General features: G+C 62.3%; 18 protein-coding genes. 8 read left to right on the top strand and 10 right to left on the bottom strand.

The genetic code is table 11. The features are described 5' to 3' along the window. Nucleotides 1-19 precede the first annotated feature (19 nt). On the top strand, nucleotides 20-2131 hold the full coding sequence (locus tag L5849_RS04380) for a protein-disulfide reductase DsbD (RefSeq protein ID WP_236924562.1): 2112 nt from the start codon (nucleotides 20-22) through the stop codon (nucleotides 2129-2131). Here the strand turns inward: L5849_RS04380 and L5849_RS04375 are convergent. From L5849_RS04375 to uvrB, 7 genes are all read right to left on the bottom strand, one after another. Then, nucleotides 2079-2657, bottom strand: coding sequence for a hypothetical protein (locus L5849_RS04375; protein WP_236924561.1), 579 nt, complete (start codon nucleotides 2655-2657; stop codon nucleotides 2079-2081). The two genes, L5849_RS04380 and L5849_RS04375, sit on opposite strands and share 53 nt — an antisense overlap. Before the next feature lie 54 nt (nucleotides 2658-2711). Next, complete coding sequence (locus L5849_RS04370) at nucleotides 2712-4211, bottom strand: S10 family peptidase (RefSeq protein ID WP_236924560.1); 1500 nt, start codon at nucleotides 4209-4211, stop codon at nucleotides 2712-2714. Nucleotides 4212-4269: 58 nt separating this feature from the next. Beyond that, nucleotides 4270-5061 (bottom strand): class I SAM-dependent methyltransferase, encoded by a 792-nt coding sequence (locus L5849_RS04365; RefSeq protein WP_236924559.1) that lies wholly within the window; start codon nucleotides 5059-5061, stop codon nucleotides 4270-4272. Nucleotides 5062-5218: 157 nt separating this feature from the next. Beyond that, entirely contained in the window at nucleotides 5219-5443 is a 225-nt protein-coding gene (locus tag L5849_RS04360) for a type II toxin-antitoxin system HicB family antitoxin (RefSeq protein ID WP_236924558.1), read from the bottom strand. Next, on the bottom strand, nucleotides 5440-5694 hold the full coding sequence (locus L5849_RS04355; RefSeq protein WP_236924557.1) for a type II toxin-antitoxin system HicA family toxin: 255 nt from the start codon (nucleotides 5692-5694) through the stop codon (nucleotides 5440-5442). The genes L5849_RS04360 and L5849_RS04355 overlap by 4 nt, the downstream gene beginning before the upstream one ends. Further along, nucleotides 5691-5918: a DUF2924 domain-containing protein gene (locus L5849_RS16105; RefSeq protein ID WP_368735720.1), complete on the bottom strand. Its 228-nt coding sequence runs from the start codon at nucleotides 5916-5918 to the stop codon at nucleotides 5691-5693. The genes L5849_RS04355 and L5849_RS16105 overlap by 4 nt, the downstream gene beginning before the upstream one ends. A 268-nt stretch (nucleotides 5919-6186) precedes the next feature. Beyond that, entirely contained in the window at nucleotides 6187-8373 is a 2187-nt protein-coding gene (gene uvrB, locus L5849_RS04350) for an excinuclease ABC subunit UvrB (protein ID WP_236924556.1), read from the bottom strand. A gap of 95 nt (nucleotides 8374-8468) precedes the next feature. Here uvrB and L5849_RS04345 point away from each other — a divergent pair, with 95 nt between their 5' ends. The 7 genes from L5849_RS04345 to L5849_RS04315 all read left to right on the top strand — a co-directional run bounded on the left by L5849_RS04345 (nucleotide 8469) and on the right by L5849_RS04315 (nucleotide 14638). Next, nucleotides 8469-9017: a DUF3617 domain-containing protein gene (locus tag L5849_RS04345; protein WP_115417293.1), complete on the top strand. Its 549-nt coding sequence runs from the start codon at nucleotides 8469-8471 to the stop codon at nucleotides 9015-9017. A gap of 55 nt (nucleotides 9018-9072) precedes the next feature. Beyond that, nucleotides 9073-9840, top strand: coding sequence for a triacylglycerol lipase (locus L5849_RS04340; RefSeq protein WP_115417962.1), 768 nt, complete (start codon nucleotides 9073-9075; stop codon nucleotides 9838-9840). 82 nt (nucleotides 9841-9922) lie between these two features. Continuing rightward, on the top strand, nucleotides 9923-11350 hold the full coding sequence (locus L5849_RS04335; RefSeq protein ID WP_236924555.1) for a circularly permuted type 2 ATP-grasp protein: 1428 nt from the start codon (nucleotides 9923-9925) through the stop codon (nucleotides 11348-11350). Then, nucleotides 11350-12294, top strand: coding sequence for an alpha-E domain-containing protein (locus L5849_RS04330; RefSeq protein ID WP_115417291.1), 945 nt, complete (start codon nucleotides 11350-11352; stop codon nucleotides 12292-12294). The genes L5849_RS04335 and L5849_RS04330 overlap by 1 nt, the downstream gene beginning before the upstream one ends. Next, the gene (locus L5849_RS04325) at nucleotides 12294-13109 is read left to right on the top strand and encodes a transglutaminase family protein (RefSeq protein ID WP_236924554.1); all 816 of its coding nucleotides are present in this window, start codon (nucleotides 12294-12296) and stop codon (nucleotides 13107-13109) included. The genes L5849_RS04330 and L5849_RS04325 overlap by 1 nt, the downstream gene beginning before the upstream one ends. A 20-nt stretch (nucleotides 13110-13129) precedes the next feature. After that, the gene (locus L5849_RS04320) at nucleotides 13130-13873 is read left to right on the top strand and encodes a peptidase (protein ID WP_115417288.1); all 744 of its coding nucleotides are present in this window, start codon (nucleotides 13130-13132) and stop codon (nucleotides 13871-13873) included. A 135-nt stretch (nucleotides 13874-14008) separates the two neighbouring features. Beyond that, nucleotides 14009-14638 (top strand): response regulator transcription factor, encoded by a 630-nt coding sequence (locus L5849_RS04315; RefSeq protein WP_236924553.1) that lies wholly within the window; start codon nucleotides 14009-14011, stop codon nucleotides 14636-14638. A 12-nt stretch (nucleotides 14639-14650) separates the two neighbouring features. On the opposite strand, the gene L5849_RS04310 is transcribed toward L5849_RS04315, so the two are convergent. The 3 genes from L5849_RS04310 to ggt all read right to left on the bottom strand — a co-directional run bounded on the left by L5849_RS04310 (nucleotide 14651) and on the right by ggt (nucleotide 17570). Further along, a complete protein-coding gene (locus L5849_RS04310) occupies nucleotides 14651-15328 on the bottom strand; it encodes an extensin family protein (protein WP_236924552.1) in 678 nt (225 codons plus the stop codon). A 68-nt stretch (nucleotides 15329-15396) separates the two neighbouring features. After that, nucleotides 15397-15768, bottom strand: a complete 372-nt coding sequence (locus tag L5849_RS04305; RefSeq protein WP_236924551.1) for a VOC family protein — start codon at nucleotides 15766-15768, stop codon at nucleotides 15397-15399. A gap of 11 nt (nucleotides 15769-15779) precedes the next feature. After that, nucleotides 15780-17570: a gamma-glutamyltransferase gene (ggt, locus tag L5849_RS04300; protein ID WP_236924550.1), complete on the bottom strand. Its 1791-nt coding sequence runs from the start codon at nucleotides 17568-17570 to the stop codon at nucleotides 15780-15782. Nucleotides 17571-17589 lie beyond the last annotated feature (19 nt).

Here is a 17589-nt window from a genome sequence, read left to right as displayed (position 1 = left end):
TGTCCCTAGAGCGGCGAGCGTGATCGACGCAAGGATATTGGAGCGGGTCGCCGCGCTTGTGATGCTGTTCGCGCTGGCCTTGGCCCTTGCCCCGGCTGCCTACGCGCAGCAGCAGGCACGCGGGCCGGGCAGCGAACGCATGCCCGTGGAAATCGTGGCCGAGGGCGCGCCGCAACCCGGCGAGACGTGGATGGTCGCGCTGCATTTCATGCCTTCGACGCCCGAATGGCACGGCTACTGGTCGAATCCCGGCGATGCGGGGCTGGGCATGGAACTGGACTGGGACCTGCCCGAGGGATGGGAGGCGGGCGAACCGCTCTATCCGCTGCCCAAGCGGCTGGTGATCGGCGGGTTGATGAATCATGTTTACGAGGACGACTATGCAGTCCTCGTGCCGATTGGCGTTCCGGAAAGCGCGGCGGTCGCCAATGTGGCGCCCATCGCCGTCATGGCAAACTATCTGGCCTGCACAGACAAGATCTGCGTTCCGCAGCAGGCACGTCTGACGCTCGATCCCGCACAGGCTGGTGCCGACCCTCGTTTCGGTGCGTGGCGCGCGGCCATCGTCCCGCAGCTCGACAGCAGCGCGCAATTCGAATTCACACCTACGCATCTGCGCGTCGGCATTCCGATCCCTGCCGAAACCGCGCTCGGTGATCTTCACTTCTTCCTCGGTACGCCCGAACTGGGGGAAGGCGACAGGCCCGATTACACCGGCGTGCAGACCTTCATCAGCGAAGGCAATCTGCTAGTGGTCGAAATGCCGATCGAGCGGCTCGCGGTGCCGGACAATGTCGAGTTCGCGGCCGACCCGCGCCCCGAGACGATCACCGGCATCCTCGATATCGGCAGCGGCCGCGGCGTGCGCTTTACCGCTGTGCCGGGAGACGTGCCGCTCGAAGGGGTGAAGCCGATCCGTGGTGGTGGGGCGGAGCCGGTCCTGTGGCAATTGCTTATCGCCGCGCTGGCGGGTGGATTGCTGCTCAACATCATGCCCTGCGTTTTCCCGATCCTCAGCCTCAAGGCGCTGTCGCTGGCCAAGGCGGGCGGGGACGAGCGTGCGGCGCGGCGCGATGCGCTGGCCTATACGGCGGGTGTTGTGCTGGCTTGCGCGGCGCTGGGGGCAGCCATCCTGCTCCTGCGATCGGCGGGCGAGCAGGTCGGGTGGGCCTTTCAGTTGCAGGAGCCGGTCGTCGTGGTCGGCCTTTTCCTGCTGGCACTGGCGATCACGGTCAATTTCCTCGGGGTGTTCGAAGTGCCCGGCATGGCCGTTTCGGGCGGCGCGCCCTCGCGAGGGGGTTCTTTCTCGACGGGCCTTCTCGCGGCCTTCGTGGCGACACCATGTACAGGCCCGTTCATGGCCATTGCGCTGGGTGCGGCGCTGGTCATCAGGCCGATTCACGGACTCCTCGTCTTCGTCGCCTTGGGTGTAGGCCTCGCGCTACCCTTCCTGCTGGTCGGCTTCGTCCCGGCGATTCGTCGGCGCCTGCCCAAGCCGGGTGCCTGGATGGAGAGCTTCCGCCGCTGGATGGCACTGCCGATGGGGCTGACCGCGCTGGCGCTTGCCTGGCTCGTCTGGCGCATCGGCGGATGGGACTATCTCGGTCCGGTGCTCATCCTGGCAGTGATTGCGCTTGCGGGGCTTGCGCTTATCGGCCTCTTTCAGCGTCGGTCGCGATCTGGTGTGCTGGTGGTTTTCGCCAGCCTCGTTGCGGTGCTTGGCATCGGGGTCACTCTGCTCCCAAAGCCAGAGGCGCAAGCCGCGTCAGCCGAAAGCCTGCTCGATCCCATCGACTACAGCGAGGCCGCGCTAGCCGAGGCGCGTGCCTCGGGTCGTCCGGTGTTCATATGGTTCACCGCCGACTGGTGCGTCACCTGCAAGGTCAACGAGAGCGTCGCGATCGAACGCGAGGCTACACGAAAGGCTTTCGAGGAAGCGGGGGTCATCGCCATGCGCGGCGACTGGACGCAGCCCGATGAAGAAATCAGCCGCATGCTGACCCGCCAAGGCGCGGCCGGTGTGCCGCTCTATCTGTGGTACGAGCCCGGCGGCGAGGCCGAGCAATTGCCGCAAGTGCTTACGCCGGATTTGCTGGTGGAGAAGGCGCAGGATTCGGCTCGTCGTCGCTAGGCGGCTGCGCCAGCGCCCGGCATTCCTCGACTAGTGCGCCGGGCAGGGCGCTCGGATTGAGGATCACACTCCCCGCGCCGGGCACCGTCGCCTCGACCTCGCGCGTGCCGGTCAGCACGTCCCAGCGCGGATCGGTCACCGGCGCCGCACCTTCCCAGCGCCACACATCGCCGACCTGTGCCGCATCGATGGGCAGGCGCGTGACATGGCTGTTCCCGATAAGCGCGAGCACCGCCTTGGCATGCGGGTCCGCCTTGGCGAAACGGGTGTATGCGAACATCGGCACGGCCCCCTGTCCAACGCATTCGATGGCGAATAGCGGGCGTTCGCCCGGCTTGCCGTAAAGCAGGCGCCGGGCCTTGTCGGCAGGCGCCCAGACCGCGCCTTGCGTATCGGGAGAATCGATCGGTTCGGACGGGCCTTGAACCTCGCCCCCGATGCGTGTGCGCTCGACATAGTCATCGGCCGCCGGCGGCTTGCAGGCGGCGAGGACAAGGATTGGAAGCAAAGCCGGAGCGCGACGCATCAGCGCGCTATGGCACAGGCGCGCGCAGGTTCAAGCGGGCGGGCCGCGCTATCCTCAGCGATTGCGGATGAAGGCGCGCAGGTCGCGCGACAGTTTCGCGCGGTCTTCGTCGCGGACATACATCATATGACCCGAGCCATAGTAATGCAGCTCCACCCGATCCTGCGGAATACCGATCCGGTTGAGCGAATACTCGGCGCCGAAAAAGGGCGTGGCGAAATCGTAATAGCCCTGCGCATTGAACAGCCTCAGACCGGCATTCTGGCGCATGGCCTTGCCGATAAGCGGGGCCACGTTGAGATAGGCGCTGCGCCCCGGTCCGCTTGACAGGCTCCAATTCCAGTGCTGCCCCGGCTCGCGCCCGATCGACTGGTATTCGCGAGTAGTTTCGAAGCCTAGTCCCTCGCGCAGCCAGGCATTGACCGCAGCGGTATAGCCTGCATCGATGCCATAGAAGCTGGGATCGTTGTCGGGATATTCCCCCGCATTATCGTAATCCGTGCCGGTATAGCGTGCATCGAGACGGCCGATAGTGAGGCCCCGGTCGCGCAGCAATTCCTTATAGAAGCGCTGGCTGGTAACGCGCAGGTTCGCCTGGTCGAGATAGGTTTCGGACAGGCCGGTGAGCCGCGAGAGTTCCGCGCGCACGGCAGCGCGTTCGGCATCGGGAAGATCCTGGCCCTTGAGCAGCGCGCTGGCAAAGGGTCCGATCGCGAAGCGGCGCGCTTCCTCCGCGATAGCCTCGACCGAGGGAGCCTCGGCCTTGCCGTGGAACCAGGCGGCAGCCGCCATGTTCGGCAGCGTCACCACATAGGCCATTTCGTTGCCCGATGTCGGCTCGCGCGCGGCGAAATCGAGGATGGTCGAAACGAGGATCAAGCCGTTGAGCCCGACATCGTTGAAGGTGCCGCCTTCCAGTTCGTCCACGACCATCGCCGTGCGCGTGGTGCCGTAGCTTTCCCCACCGAGGTATTTGGGGCTGTTCCAGCGTCCGTTGTCGTTAATCCAGCGGCGGATCACTTGCGCAACGGCGCGCGCATCTTCGCGCAGGCCGTAATAGTTTTTCGGATCGGTACCGGGGGTGAGATAGCTGAAGCCCGTGCCCGGCGGGTCGATGAAGACGAGGTCGGCGACGTCGAGCAAGCTCTCCGGATTGTCGACCAGCGGATAGGGCGGCGCTCCATCGTCGCGCGCGTCGGAAGGGATGGCGACCCGCTTCGGTCCCCAGGCGCCCATCTGCAACCACACCGATCCCGAGCCTGGGCCGCCATTGTAGATGAAGAATACCGGCCGCGATGTGTCGCGCGGGCTGCGCACGTAGCTGGTGCTAACGATGACCGCCTCGGGCTTGCCGTCGTCCGACGTGAGCACGGTTTCGCCTACGGTTGCGCGATAGGCCATACGCTGCCCGCCGAAGGTGCCGACAAGGTCGCGCGTGCGAACCTGCGGGACGACCGTAGCGGCTTGTTCGGCAGCCGGTGCAGGCTCGTCCTGCGCGGCAAGGGGTATGGGAAGGGCGAGAACCGCAGCGGCGGCGAGCAGGCGCGTGATCATGGTGTTTCTATGACGAGAGAGAAGGTTCGGGTAAAGGTTCCGAACCCTGTCCCAACCCTTATTCGCTGGCTTCGGGCTTGACGAATTTCATCACGAAACGGTCTGTCTTGCCCCGGATTTCGGGTTCGAAGACACTGCTCGCGCGATCGTCATCCGGATTGGCGAGCATGTCGCTTTCCGCCTCCAGCACGAAACCGGCCCGTTCGAAATCGGCGCGGACTACCGCAGGGTCGATCCTGTGATAGGCCTCGACCGCTTCGCGCGTGTCGCCCGGGTTCGCGACATGGTCGATCACGCCAACGACACCGCCGGGTTTCATCGCTGCATAGAGCGTGGCGAGATAGGCGGAGGGTTCGGACCGGGGGACGTCGAACTCTTCCGATTCCCAGTAAAGATCGTGGTAGCCGAGGTTCATCACCGCGAAATCGAAGCGATCGGCCTCGCTCTGGAAATCCTCGAAGCGGTAGCGCTCGAGCGCGATGTCGGGCTGGGTTGCGGATAGCGCGGTCCAGCGCTCCTCATTGTAGAATTGTTCGGGCTCGAGCGCGGTCACGCTGCCATTCTCGCCCACCGCCTCGGCGAGGATTTCGGCCCAGTACCCTCCGCCCGAGATCAGATCGGCTGCGTGGTCGCCCTGTTCGAGGCCAAGGAAGGCAAGAACTTCGGCGGGCTTCCGGCTCTCGTCGAGCGCGCGTGCCGCGTCGGGGCGAGCCTCATTGGCAACCGCAGCCGCCAGTACGTCGTCGGAAACGACCTGCGCAGTCGGCGCCTCGACTTCGGCCACGGGGGCTTCGCTGCAAGCCGCCAACGACAAGGCCAGCGCGCTCGCGTGGGTGATCGGCAATTTCATTGGCTTTCCTCCCACAGACTTGTCTGGAGGATGGACCTGTGGCGGCGCGGGGTGAAGGGCAGCGGAGGACGCCGGTCGAGGGATAGCCGGTCCCCGTCGAAAAATCGCCCGATCAGGCGGCGCAGGATATGGTTAGGCCCGGTCCGAGCGGCCTCGCCTAGCTTGCGGCATAGATGGCGGGACGATACCGCGCCTCCGGGATCGTCAAGCCATGTTCTTTAGCGGCCTCAATCCAACCCTGAATGGCATCGCCAATGTTGGTCAACGCCTCGCTACGCGTTTCGCCGTGCGCCGAGCAGGGTTTAAGGTCCGGAACATCGGCGATCCAGCACTCGTCCTCGGCGGACCAGAAGATGTTGATGTGATAATGTGGTTCGTTCACGCGCCGATATATAGGCCGTGTTCCTCCACCATTTCAAGAAATTCGCGCACCTGGTAAGGCTTGGCGTGCTTGCCGGACGGTTGCACGGGAAAAGGGCGGGGCACTTTCGGGTGTACCCAGATCATGTGGCTGCCCTTGGTCCGATCATGTTCAAATCCGAAGGCTCGCAACAGCTTTTCCAACTCGCGAAAGCTAAGAGCCGCTCGCGGGTTCGTGAGGAGTCTGCTGTAGAGCTTATCGATGCGGGTCAATTCGAGTCTCGTATTACATCGAGCCTTCGCCACCCCCGGTCACCGGGGCGCTTAGCCTGCCAAAATCGAAGCCCGTTAACGGTTGTGGAAGTGATGTGAGAAGCGGCGGCCGACGGACTGTCGTGTCGCTCACCGTCGTCGGTGCGAAATTCTCCGTCGCAAATGGCAGCGTGATATTCTTTGCCCTTGTATCGCGCTCTAAGTCTTGTCCCGTTTGCGAGCATTAGACCACGCGAATAAAAGTTGCCTCCGGCAGTGATTCGACCGAGATGATCTGCGGCGACGCTAATGATCTCTCCCGGAGGTTCAGCCTCTGTGACCGAGTCCAAGTTTAGCAAGTCGCGCAGCACGTCGTTATGGGTCTGACCGTCCTCATCTATGAGGGAGGTCAATGCCTTGAAGACGTCCAAATCGACAGAAATGCGATAAGTGAGATTGCTCATAGCGCACTATATAGCGGCTAATAGCTACTATAGCAACACCAAGGACGCGTTAGCCCATCCGCTTGTAGCGCGTCTTGCCATACCGCGTCTTGCGTGTGCCGGGCCGCCCCGCATCGCTTCGCCCGACCCTTGGCGCCTTCTTCTCGTTGTCCCCTAGACCCAACTCGTCGTTCTCCAGCCGCCGAATTTCGTCGCGCAGGCGTCCGGCTTCCTCGAACTCAAGATCGGCGGCGGCGGCGCGCATGCGTTTTTCCAGGTCCTCGATATAGGCGCGCAGATTGTGGCCGACGAGGTTGTTGCGACCCTCGTCGCCCGTATCGACCGTGACGCCATCCCGGCTGGCGGTGTCCGCGACGATATCGGCGATCTGGCGCTTGATCGTCTGCGGCGTGATGCCGTGTTCTTCGTTATAGGCGCGCTGCTTCTCGCGGCGGCGCTCGGTCTCCGCCATCGCGCGTTCCATGCTGCCGGTGATGCGGTCGGCATAGAGGATCACGCGGCCATCGACATTGCGCGCGGCGCGGCCGATAGTCTGGATGAGGCTGGTTTCGGAGCGCAGGAAGCCTTCCTTGTCGGCATCGAGGATGCAGACCAGCCCGCATTCGGGAATATCCAGCCCCTCGCGCAGCAGGTTGATGCCCACCAGCACATCGTACACGCCGAGGCGCAGGTCGCGGATCAGCTCGATACGCTCCAACGTCTCCACATCGGAGTGCATGTAACGGACCTTCACGCCCGCTTCGTGCATGAATTCGGTCAGATCTTCCGCCATCCGCTTGGTCAGCGTGGTGACGAGTGTGCGATAGCCCATCTGGGCAGCCTTCTTGCACTCCTCGATGCAGTCCTGGACCTGATCCTCCACCGGCTTTATCTCGACCGGCGGGTCGATGAGGCCCGTGGGGCGGATGACCTGTTCGGCAAACACACCGCCGGTCTGCTCCATCTCCCACGTCCCGGGCGTGGCCGAGACCGCGAATGTTTGCGGGCGCATAGCGTCCCATTCGTTGAATCGGAGCGGGCGGTTGTCGATGCAAGAAGGCAGGCGAAAACCATGTTCGGCCAACGTGATCTTGCGCCGATGGTCGCCTTTCGACATCGCGCCGATCTGCGGCACGGTCTGGTGGCTTTCATCGACGAAGAGCAACGCGTTTTCGGGCAAATATTCGAACAGCGTGGGCGGCGGTTCGCCGGGGAGGCGTCCGGTTAGGAAGCGGCTGTAATTCTCGATTCCGGCGCAGGAGCCGGTGGCGGCGATCATTTCGAGGTCGAAATTGGTGCGCTGCTCCAGCCGCTGGGCTTCGAGCAGGCGGCCTTCCTCGTGCAGTTCCTTGAGCCGTTCCTGCAGCTCGAATTTGATGGCCTCGCTGGCCTGTTTCATCGTCGGGCCGGGCGTGACGTAGTGCGAATTGGCATAGACGCGGACCTTGTCGAGGCTCGCGCCCTTCTTGCCGGTCAGCGGATCGAATTCGCTGATTTCCTCGATCTCGTCGCCGAAGAAGCTGATCCGCCAGGCCATGTCTTCGTAGTGCGAGGGGAAAATTTCGAGACTGTCGCCGCGCACGCGGAAATTGCCGCGCGCGAAGGCGGCATCGTTGCGCTTGTACTGGAGGGCGACGAGTTTGCGGATCAGCTCGCGCTGGTCGACAGCCGTGTCCTTCGTGATGTCGAAGATCATCGCCGAATAGGTTTCGACCGAGCCGATACCGTAGAGGCAGGATACCGAGGCAACGATAATCACGTCGTCGCGTTCGAGCAGGGCGCGCGTGGCCGAATGGCGCATCCGGTCGATCGCCTCGTTTACGCTCGATTCCTTCTCGATATAGGTATCGCTGCGCGGGACGTAGGCTTCGGGCTGGTAATAGTCGTAATAGCTGACGAAATACTCGACCGCGTTTTCCGGGAAGAAGCTCTTGAACTCGCCATAAAGTTGGGCGGCGAGGATCTTATTGGGCGCCAGGATCAGCGCGGGGCGCTGCAATTCCTCGATCACCTTGGCCATGGTGAAGGTCTTTCCCGAGCCGGTGACGCCGAGCAGCACCTGCGTCTGGTCGCCATCCTTTGCCGCGCTTGTCAGTTCGGCGATCGCGGTGGGCTGGTCGCCGCTTGGCGTATAGTCGCTGACGAGCTTGAATTTCTTGCCCGGCATCGATTTTTCGGGGCGCGCGGGCTTATGGGGTACGAACTCGCCAGTGGTGTCCGGCTCTTCCAGCCCTCTTCGAATAACGAGTTCGCTCATGCGCGCACATATGGGGAACATCGTGGCGGCGTGCAACGGTGCTTGCCTCGCGCCATCCGGCTGCTAGCTTCGGGAGACGACTTAGGAGACCTGTTATGCATCGTATCGTGATTGCCGCCGCCGCCAGCTTCGCTCTTGCCGCGTGTGGCGGCGGGACCAGTGCCGATGCCGATGGGGACGGCGAGATCACGATGGCCGAGGCCGCAGCCAAGACCGAGGACATGGTCAAGCCGCAACCTGGCAAATATCGCGCCACGGTGGAGTTCGTCGATGTCGAAATGCCCGGCGCCCCGCAACAGGTGCAGGACATGATGCGCAGCATGTTCGATCGCGGTCCGCAGACTCACGAATATTGTCTGACTGCGGAGGAGGCCGAGCAGGGCTTCGAGGAAATGGCCCGGCAATCGCAAGAGTCCGGTTCGGATTGCACTTTCGAAAAGTTCGAGGCCGAGGGTGGCAGTATCGATGCGATCATGAATTGCAATGCCGACGGGCAGGGTGCTGCCCGTATGACCCTGCAGGGCACGGGCGGCGAGACCTCGTCGCAGATGACCATGACAATGGTCGGTGAAGGGCCAGACGGTCAGTCGATGGAAATGACCATGAAGAGTTCGCAGGAGCGCATTGGCGATTGCGACGCGTAAATGACCGGGTGAAATTCGGGAGCCATTAATCGGCTTCGCGTATTATGACGTGGTGATGGCAACATTACCGTTCAAAGACACCGCACTGGCCAATCGCGAGGAACTCGCGCGTCGCTGGGCACTGGCTGCCGAGCCCTCTCCCGATGATGCGCGGGGGCCGCATTGGCAGTTGCTGCTGCGTGAGTTCCTCTGGCCGCTCGAACCGGCGCGTCGGCTGATCTCGCCACCGCTGTCTATCGCTGCGGCTCGCAATCCGAAAACCGTCATGCTGTTGCCCGGTTTCGGCGCCCATCCAATCCGCATGCGTTGGATGGCGCGAAAACTGGAAAAGGCCGGGCACACGACCAAGAAATGGGGTTTGGGTTACAATCTGGGCGCGACCGAGGCCCGTTTCCGCAAGGTCGAGAATCGGCTGGTAGAGCTCCACCGCCTCAGGAGGCAACAGATCTACCTGGTGGGCTGGAGTCTGGGCGGGGTCATGGCGCGCGAATTGGCGAAGGCCCATCCCGACAAGGTGGCCAAGGTCGTCACCCTGGGCTCGCCCTTCTCGGGGTCTCCGCGTGCCAATAATGGGTGGCGCGCCTATCAGGCGATTGCTGGGCACCGTGTGGACGAACCCGAGATCGACGCTGTGACCCACGAAAAACCACCGGTCGAAACCGTCGCCTTCTGGAGTCCGCGAGACGGCGTCGTCCACCCCCGGGCCGCTTGCGGCAGGCCGGGCGAGCGCGATCGCGCAGTGGCGCTGCGGTGTTCACACATGGGCTTCGTACTCACGCATGAGGCGGTCGAGGCGCTGCTGAGGGAACTGGACGCGGACTGAACCTTTAGTCTCCTGATGGAGGGTATCCTGCCCTCGCGCTGGCATGATGATTGTGCAGCGGTTTAATCCTGATCGGGGGACCATGACCGGCGACGCCGAATTTTTCGATGAGATGCGCGATCCCGGTGGTGCTGTCCGCGAGGCCTATGCGGGCTATTGCGACTGGTTCGAGGATCAGGAAACCGCGCTGCTCCGGCGCAAGCACACCGAGGCGGAAAGCAATTTTCGCAAGACCGGCATCACCTTCAACGTTTACAGCGAAGAGGAAGCCGAAGAACGGCTGATCCCGTTCGATATGGTTCCGCGCGTCATTACCGCGGCGGAATGGCGAAAACTGACGCGCGGCATCGAACAACGTGTTTCCGCGCTCAACGCCTTCATGCACGATCTTTACCACCGGCAGGAAATCATCCGCGCCGGGCGTATTCCCGAACGGCTGTTTCGTAACAACGATGCCTGGCTGCCGCATATGGTTGGCTTTACTCCGCCGGGCGGCATCTACACCCATATCGTGGGTATCGATCTGGTGCGGACAGGGCCGGACGAGTTCTATGTGCTCGAAGACAATGCGCGCACGCCGTCGGGTGTCAGCTACATGCTGGAAAACCGCGAAACAATGATGGCAATGTTCCCCGAACTGTTCATGCGGGTGCCGGTGGAAAGCGTATCCGATTACCCGCGGCGTCTGGCGAAGAGCCTGGCGGCCTGCGCTCCCGATTGCACCGTAGGCAAGCCGACTGTCGCTGTTTTAACGCCGGGGATCTACAATTCCGCCTATTTCGAGCATGCGTTTCTCGCCGACCAGATGGGTGCCGAACTGGTCGAAGGCAGCGATTTGCGCGTGATCGACGGGCGGGTCGCGATGCGGACGACATCGGGCTATCAGCCGGTGGATGTGATCTACCGCCGCGTTGACGACGATTTCCTCGATCCGCTGACCTTTAACGAGGATAGTGTGCTGGGCGTGCCGGCTATCATGGATGTCTATCGCGCGGGCGGCGTGACCATCGCCAACGCACCGGGCACGGGGGTTGCCGACGATAAGGCGATTTATTCCTTCATGCCGGAAATCGTGGAATTCTACACTGGCGAGAAACCGCTGCTACCCAATGTCGAAACGCATCGCTGCGCCGACGAGGATTCGCGCAAATATGTGCTGGATAACCTCGCCGAACTGGTGGTGAAGGAAGTCCACGGTTCGGGCGGGTACGGCATGCTGATTGGGCCGACCGCGACAAAGAAGCAAATCGCGGAGTTTCGCAAGAAGATTGCCGACAAGCCGGAAAACTACATCGCCCAGCCCACCCTGGCCCTGTCGACCTGTCCGATTTTTACCAAGAAAGGCCTTGCGCCGCGCCATGTGGATTTGCGGCCTTTCGTGCTCGTCTCGCCGGACAAGATCGACATTACTCCTGGCGGCCTGACGCGGGTGGCCCTGGATGAGGGATCGTTGGTGGTCAATTCCAGCCAGGGCGGCGGGACCAAGGATACCTGGGTGCTCAAGGACTGATGCTGGGACGGACCGCCAACGGGCTTTTCTGGATGTTCCGCTATCTCGAGCGGGCGGAGAACACGGCACGCCTGCTCGATGCGGGCCTGCGCATGGCGCTGACGCGCGATTTGGTGACGGCGGAGGAGGAATGGCGATCGGTCATGTCCACTGCCGGGCAGCGCGCAGGCTACGAGGCCAAGCACGGCACCTACACGGGTATGCAGGCATGGAATTACATCCTGCGCGACAAGGATAATCCATCCTCGGTTCTCGCCATGTTCGGGCAGGTTCGCCAGAACGCCCGTCTCGCTCGCAATGCCATCAGCGGCGAATTGTGGGAAGCGATCAACGAAAACTGGCTGGAAATTCAGGATCAGCTAGCCAAGCCTGTCGGGGAGAACCGCGTACTCGATACGGTCGCAACCATCCGCCGTGCCGGCACCATGGCGCATGGTGCGATGGAAGGCTCCATGCTGCGCAACGAAGCGTATCACTTCGGGCAGGCGGGTACCTTCCTCGAACGCGGCGATAGCATCGCGCGCATTCTGGACATCAAATATTATCTCTTGCTGCCATCGCTATCTTACGTCGGCTCAAGCCTCGATACCGGGCAGTGGGACCAAGTGTTGCGCTCGGTGTCGGGCGATCGCGCCTATCGCTGGCTCAATGCCGGGCAGATCGATGCGCGCGGGATATGCGAATTCCTGATCCTCGACGATTGTTTTCCGCGCAGCTTGGCCTTCTGCCATTCCGCCCTGCGCGCAAGTCTCGCCGCGCTCGCCCGGTTGCACGGCTCGGAAGGGGAGAGCAACACTCTTATGCGCGCCGCCGACACACGGATTGCCGATCTCACCATCGATGACGTTTTCGAACAGGGCCTGCACGAATTCCTGGTCGATTTCACGGCGTCCAACGCGGCGATCGGCGATGCGATCGCGAAAGATTACAGGTTCCTGTCCTGATGCGCCTCTCGATCCGTCATACCACCCGCTACCGTTTCGATGCCCCGGTCTTCCATGCGCTCCAGCGACTGCGCCTGACGCCCAAGCAGACACAGGGGCAGGAAATTCTCGAATGGGAAATGGAATACGAGAACGCCCATCCCGAAATCACCTACGAAGACCAGCATCACAATACGGTGACTCTCGTTTCGGTGGAGCAGGGTGCACAGGACGTCACGGTGACCTGTCGGGGCCATGTCGACACGCACGATCATGCAGGTGTAATCGGGCGCCACGCAGGGCACCTGCCGCTTTGGAGTTTCCTGAGCCAGACCGATATGACGCGCCCCGGCGAGGGAATGCGCAAGCTCGCCGCCGACATACAGACGAGTGGCGAAGACCGGCTGGAAACACTCCACCAGCTGTCGGCGGCGGTTCTCGATCGAGTGGAGTACAAGACCGGCACCACGCATTCGCGCACCAGTGCGGAAGAGGCATTCGCCGCCGGTAACGGTGTCTGCCAGGACCACGCGCATATCTTCATTGGTATTGCCCGGACGTTGGGCATACCGGCGCGCTATGTCAGCGGCTACCTGATGATGAACGACCGTATCGATCAGGAGGCCGGGCATGCCTGGGCCGAAGCCCATGTCGACGAACTGGGCTGGGTGGGATTCGATATCTCCAACGGGATCAGTCCCGATGCGCGCTATGTACGAGTAGCCACGGGGCGCGACTATCAGGATGCAGCGCCGATTACCGGGATAAGCTTCGGCACCACGTCGACCGTGCTCGAAGTCGATGTCGCTGTAGAACAGCAACAAGTGCAGCAGTGAAGCTGCCTAAAGGATAGAGCATGACATATTGCGTGGGAATGATACTCGACCGGGGTCTGGTCCTGATGAGCGATACGCGTACCAATTCGGGCGTCGACAACATTTCTGTTTTCCGCAAGATGTTCACCTGGAACGTGCAGGGTGATCGCATAATCACAGTGATGACTGCGGGAAACCTCGCGAGCACGCAGGCCGTCATCAGCCAGCTTGAAGAGCGGACGAAGGCGCCCGACGAACGTGACAACATTCTCCTTAAGTCACCCACCATGTTTCAGGTGGCCACCGAAATTGGCAAGTTGTTGCGGACGATCATAGCTGAGCGCCAGAACGCCAACGGAGACAGGGGAAAGGGGCGCTTCACCGCTTCGATCATCGTCGCCGGACAGATTGCCGGGATGGAGCCGCGCCTGTTCATGGTCTATCCCGAAGGCAATTTCATCGAGGCGAGCCACGATACTCCGTTTTTTCAGATCGGCGAAACCAAGTATGGCCGTCCGATCATCATCCGCGGGTACGATCGCACGATGAGCATGGAAGATGCCGTGAAGCTCCTGATGGTCAGCTTCGATTCCACACTCAAGGCCAACCTGTCGGTCGGTCTGCCCCTCGATCTCCAGGTCATCGAGCGTGATGTCTTCGAGCCTGCGCACGAACATCGCGTCACTCACGACGATCCCTATTTTCGGTCGATTTCCTCGAGTTGGGGGGATGCTCTGAAAAGCGCGTTTCATTCTCTCCCCGATTACAGCTTTGTCGGGGAATGACACCGAAGCAATGAGAAGGTTCGGACTTTCCGGCAGCTCGCGATTTTGGCGCATCGAGTATATCGGCTGTTTCGCGCCTCTGAAGTAGCAAGGAATTGGTGGCGAAAACGTATCTTTTTGCCTAAGGCATTGCACATGAGCGATGACCCAATTCTCCATATCATGGGAGGCTCGAGTCGCAGCAGGGCGGAGCAGGCCCGGCTGGGTTCCGAACTGGGGTACCGTTGCGAAATCTATGCGCACATAGCGGAATTCATGGAACGTCCGCCGGAAGACGGTATCGTCCTCGCTAGAGATGATCCAGCCGAAGGCGGCGCTTCAAAGGTCCTGGAATTACTGGCGGAAGCGGGTCGATGGCTGCCGGTCATCGCAACCGCTCCGCGCCCGCGTCCGCTCAGCGTGGTGGAAGCGGTGAAAGCAGGCGTCTTGGATTATATTGCGCTGCCTATGAAGCCCGAGCGGTTGGCACAATCGGTCAAACGCATCTCTCGAGAGGCGGATGCCTATGCCCGTGCCCGGCGCCGGATAGTCGAGGCCCGCAATCGGATCGCCAGCCTATCGCCGCGCGAGCGGGAAGTTCTCGATTGGCTTGCGGAAGGTTGCAGCAGCAAGGCAATCGCGCGCAAACTCAACATAAGTCCGCGAACGGTAGAGAATCACCGCGCCAATCTGATGACCAAGCTAGAAACGGATCGCACCGCGCAGGCAGTCAAGCTTCAACTCGAAGCGCATCTCGTGGACGAAGCCCTGATGACGAATGGATAGGCCGGTTTGACACTAGCGGCAATAGCTTCCGCCGCCATGCTCCAGATGGAAGTGATCGTGGTGTGCCTTGTTGTAGTCTGGGCCGAGCACGGTGCCGAAACGTTTGCAGGCGCTGCGGTGAATAACCCGGAGAAATTCGCGCTCATCCTGCGAGGCATTCCATCCCGATCGGACCGAAATTCGGCGCCCGTCAGCTAGTACGAAGGCCGCTACGTCGACGGCTTCAGCGCGCGAATGTGCGCTGCGCCGGGCGGTTCCGGCAACATTGCGGCAGGAATAGCTACCCATCGTTTCGATCCGCTGCAGTGGACTGCCGAGGATTTGCTGAGCAGCGCGATCGACGCCGAAACGCGCCCATGCGGCGAAGCTATTTGCAAGCGGGCAAGCCACGGCTTTAAGATTGGTCACCTCAAACTGGTGGCGATCCCCGCTGACCCCTTCGAGGCTTACGCTATTCGTGGTCGAACATCCGGCACCATAGTATTTGTCGGGCAGCGGGGCGAAGCGCGAACCTGTCTGCCCCAGTTCGGCGTGGCATTGCCGGGCGTCCGGCCGGGTGACGCTGATCGGTGCCGAGCCGGCCGTCCGCGCGCCCCGTTCGGCGGGCTTTGCTTGGGGAACCGCGCCACATCCCGCCAGGGCGAGGGGGACGAGGATAGAGAAGGCGAGCCGCAGTCGCATGGCACGCATTATTTCGCAGCCATGGTTAACTTCCCGCTAACGCCCCTGGGGCAAGCGCGATCGGGCGAATTCCTGGCCTATTCGGGTGCCTTAAGCTGTTCCCACAATTCGATCTTTACCCCGTCGGGATCGAGTATCCAGGCGAACTTCCCGTAACCTTCGTCGACATGGCCGAGTATTTCGACACCCTGATCCTTTAGCTGCGCGACCATTGAATCGCAGTCGTCCACGCGCAGATTGATCATGAATCCGCCGATACCGGGCTTGATATATTCCCCGTCCGGGAAATGGCTGATCAGGGAATAGGGCTGGTCCCCCGTTTCCTCCGACCAGTTGAGCTGCGGTCCGTATTCGCCATCGATACCCAGCGTGTCGCGGTACCATGCGCGCGTCGCCGCGGGGTCCTTCACTACGTAAAAGACCCCGCCCAAACCGGTAACCTTCGCCACATTGCTCTCCCCTAATAGCCGCTCGCCTGCCCGTCCTTGCGCATCTCCGTCGCCCCGGTAAGCACGCCGGTTTCCGGATCCCGGGCGATTGCTTGATATCCGCCGAACATGATGCCGTTGTCGACCACTTCCACCTTGTGGCCCATGGCGCGCAGCGCAGCGATCGTTTCGGCCGGAACACCCGGTTCGACGTTGAGTGTGCCGAGCGGATCGGCCGAAGGTCCTGTCAGCGGCTCGGTCGGCTGACGACCGCCATCATGGTTGAAGCGCGCCGCATCGCCCGCCTCCTGCAGGTTCATGCCGTAATCGACGATATTGACGAGGATCTGGACGTGGCCCTGCGGCTGCATCCCGCCACCCATCAGGCCCAGCGTCATGTAGGGCTTGCCATCCTTCTTCACAAAGGCCGGGATGATCGTGTGGAAGGGGCGCTTACCGGGCTCATAGGCATTGGGATGCGCCGGATCGAGGCTGAACAGTTCGCCGCGATCCTGAAACATGAAGCCCGTACCCGGCGCGACCAGCCCGCCGCCCATGCCGCGATAGTTCGACTGGATGAGGCTGACCATCAGCCCGTCGCCATCGACTACGGTGAGGTAGGTGGTGTCACCCTCGCCCTCCAGCTTGGGTTCACCGGGGCCGAATTCGGGCGTCGCCTTGGCCGGATCGATCAGCGCAAAGCGTTGGCGGCCGTACTCCTCGCTCAGCAGCTCCTCGGGGAAGGGCGCGAAATCGGTGTCCGCATAAAAGCGCGCGACATCGGCATAAGCAAGCCGTTTGGCCTCGACCATGTAGTGCAGCGCTTCGGGGCTGCCGCGCTCCCATTGGGAAAGGTCCACATTCTTGAGAATGTTGACCATTTGCAGCGCGGCGAAACCCTGACCGTTCGGCGGCAGCTCGCACAGCTCGTAGCCGTCCTTGTATTCCGCACAGGCGGGCTCGACCCAGTCGCTGGTGTGGCTGGCGAAATCCTCCCGCGTGAAGGCGCTGCCCTGCTCCTGCAAATAGCCGACCATCACCTCGGTCAAGGCGCCGTCGTAGAAGGCATTGCGTCCCTCGCGCCCGATGGTCTCCAGCGTTGTGGCAAGGTCTGGATTCTTGAACAGCTCGCCCGCTTCGGGCGCGGCGCCGTCGGCGAACCAGACCTTGCGGGCGTTGTCGAATTCGAAGGGATGGACCTCTTGCCGGGCGGTGTAGGCCCGCAGAGCGCGGTTGAGATACATACCTATCACCGGCGCGATCGGGTGGCCTTCGCGGGCATAGCGCACGGTCGGCGCGAGGTTGTCGGCCATTGACAGCTTGCCGAACTTTTCGTGCATGGCGAACCACGCATCGACCGTGCCGGGGATCGTGACCGGTAACGGGCCAACCGGCGGCAGGGCGTCCGCCCCGTCGAGCTTTTCGAGCAACTGGCCGAGCGTCTGGCCCCTGGGGCTGCGCCCCGACCCGTTGATGCCGTGCAGCTTGCCGGTCTTCGGATCGTAGATGATCGCATAGAGATCGCCGCCGATTCCGTTGCCGGTCGGCTCCATCAGGCCGAGCGCTGCGTTGGCGGCAATCGCCGCATCGACCGCAGTGCCGCCCGCCTTGAGGATATCGAGCGCGATCTGCGTCGCCAGCGGATGCGCGGTCGCCGCCATGCCGTGTTGGGCAATGACCGGGCTGCGTGCCCAGTTGGCTCCCACCGGGCGCCCGCCTCCACCGATTTGCTCCTCGACAGTGGGCCGCTCGTCCGCTTCTCGTGCTGTCGCCGGGGTGGTCGTCAGGGCGAGGGCAGCAACGCCCGCCAGTATCGCTCGCATGTCGATCTCCTCCTATCGG

It is taken from the genome of Erythrobacter sp. SN021 (assembly GCF_021864455.1).
Note: the sequence above shows the minus strand (reverse complement) of the source record. Positions and strands in the feature narration are given on the sequence as shown.

Coding starts and splice junctions, on each gene's coding strand:
- L5849_RS04345 (WP_115417293.1), top strand. CDS start 8,469: ATGCATCGTATCGTGATTGCCGCCGCCGCCAGCTTCGCTCTTGCCGCG.
- L5849_RS04370 (WP_236924560.1), bottom strand. CDS start 4,211: ATGATCACGCGCCTGCTCGCCGCCGCTGCGGTTCTCGCCCTTCCCATA.
- L5849_RS16105 (WP_368735720.1), bottom strand. CDS start 5,918: ATGCTCGCAAACGGGACAAGACTTAGAGCGCGATACAAGGGCAAAGAA.
- L5849_RS04375 (WP_236924561.1), bottom strand. CDS start 2,657: ATGCGTCGCGCTCCGGCTTTGCTTCCAATCCTTGTCCTCGCCGCCTGC.
- L5849_RS04365 (WP_236924559.1), bottom strand. CDS start 5,061: ATGAAATTGCCGATCACCCACGCGAGCGCGCTGGCCTTGTCGTTGGCG.
- L5849_RS04335 (WP_236924555.1), top strand. CDS start 9,923: ATGACCGGCGACGCCGAATTTTTCGATGAGATGCGCGATCCCGGTGGT.
- L5849_RS04325 (WP_236924554.1), top strand. CDS start 12,294: ATGCGCCTCTCGATCCGTCATACCACCCGCTACCGTTTCGATGCCCCG.
- ggt (WP_236924550.1), bottom strand. CDS start 17,570: ATGCGAGCGATACTGGCGGGCGTTGCTGCCCTCGCCCTGACGACCACC.
- L5849_RS04330 (WP_115417291.1), top strand. CDS start 11,350: ATGCTGGGACGGACCGCCAACGGGCTTTTCTGGATGTTCCGCTATCTC.
- L5849_RS04320 (WP_115417288.1), top strand. CDS start 13,130: ATGACATATTGCGTGGGAATGATACTCGACCGGGGTCTGGTCCTGATG.
- uvrB (WP_236924556.1), bottom strand. CDS start 8,373: ATGAGCGAACTCGTTATTCGAAGAGGGCTGGAAGAGCCGGACACCACT.
- L5849_RS04315 (WP_236924553.1), top strand. CDS start 14,009: ATGAGCGATGACCCAATTCTCCATATCATGGGAGGCTCGAGTCGCAGC.
- L5849_RS04310 (WP_236924552.1), bottom strand. CDS start 15,328: ATGCGTGCCATGCGACTGCGGCTCGCCTTCTCTATCCTCGTCCCCCTC.
- L5849_RS04340 (WP_115417962.1), top strand. CDS start 9,073: ATGGCAACATTACCGTTCAAAGACACCGCACTGGCCAATCGCGAGGAA.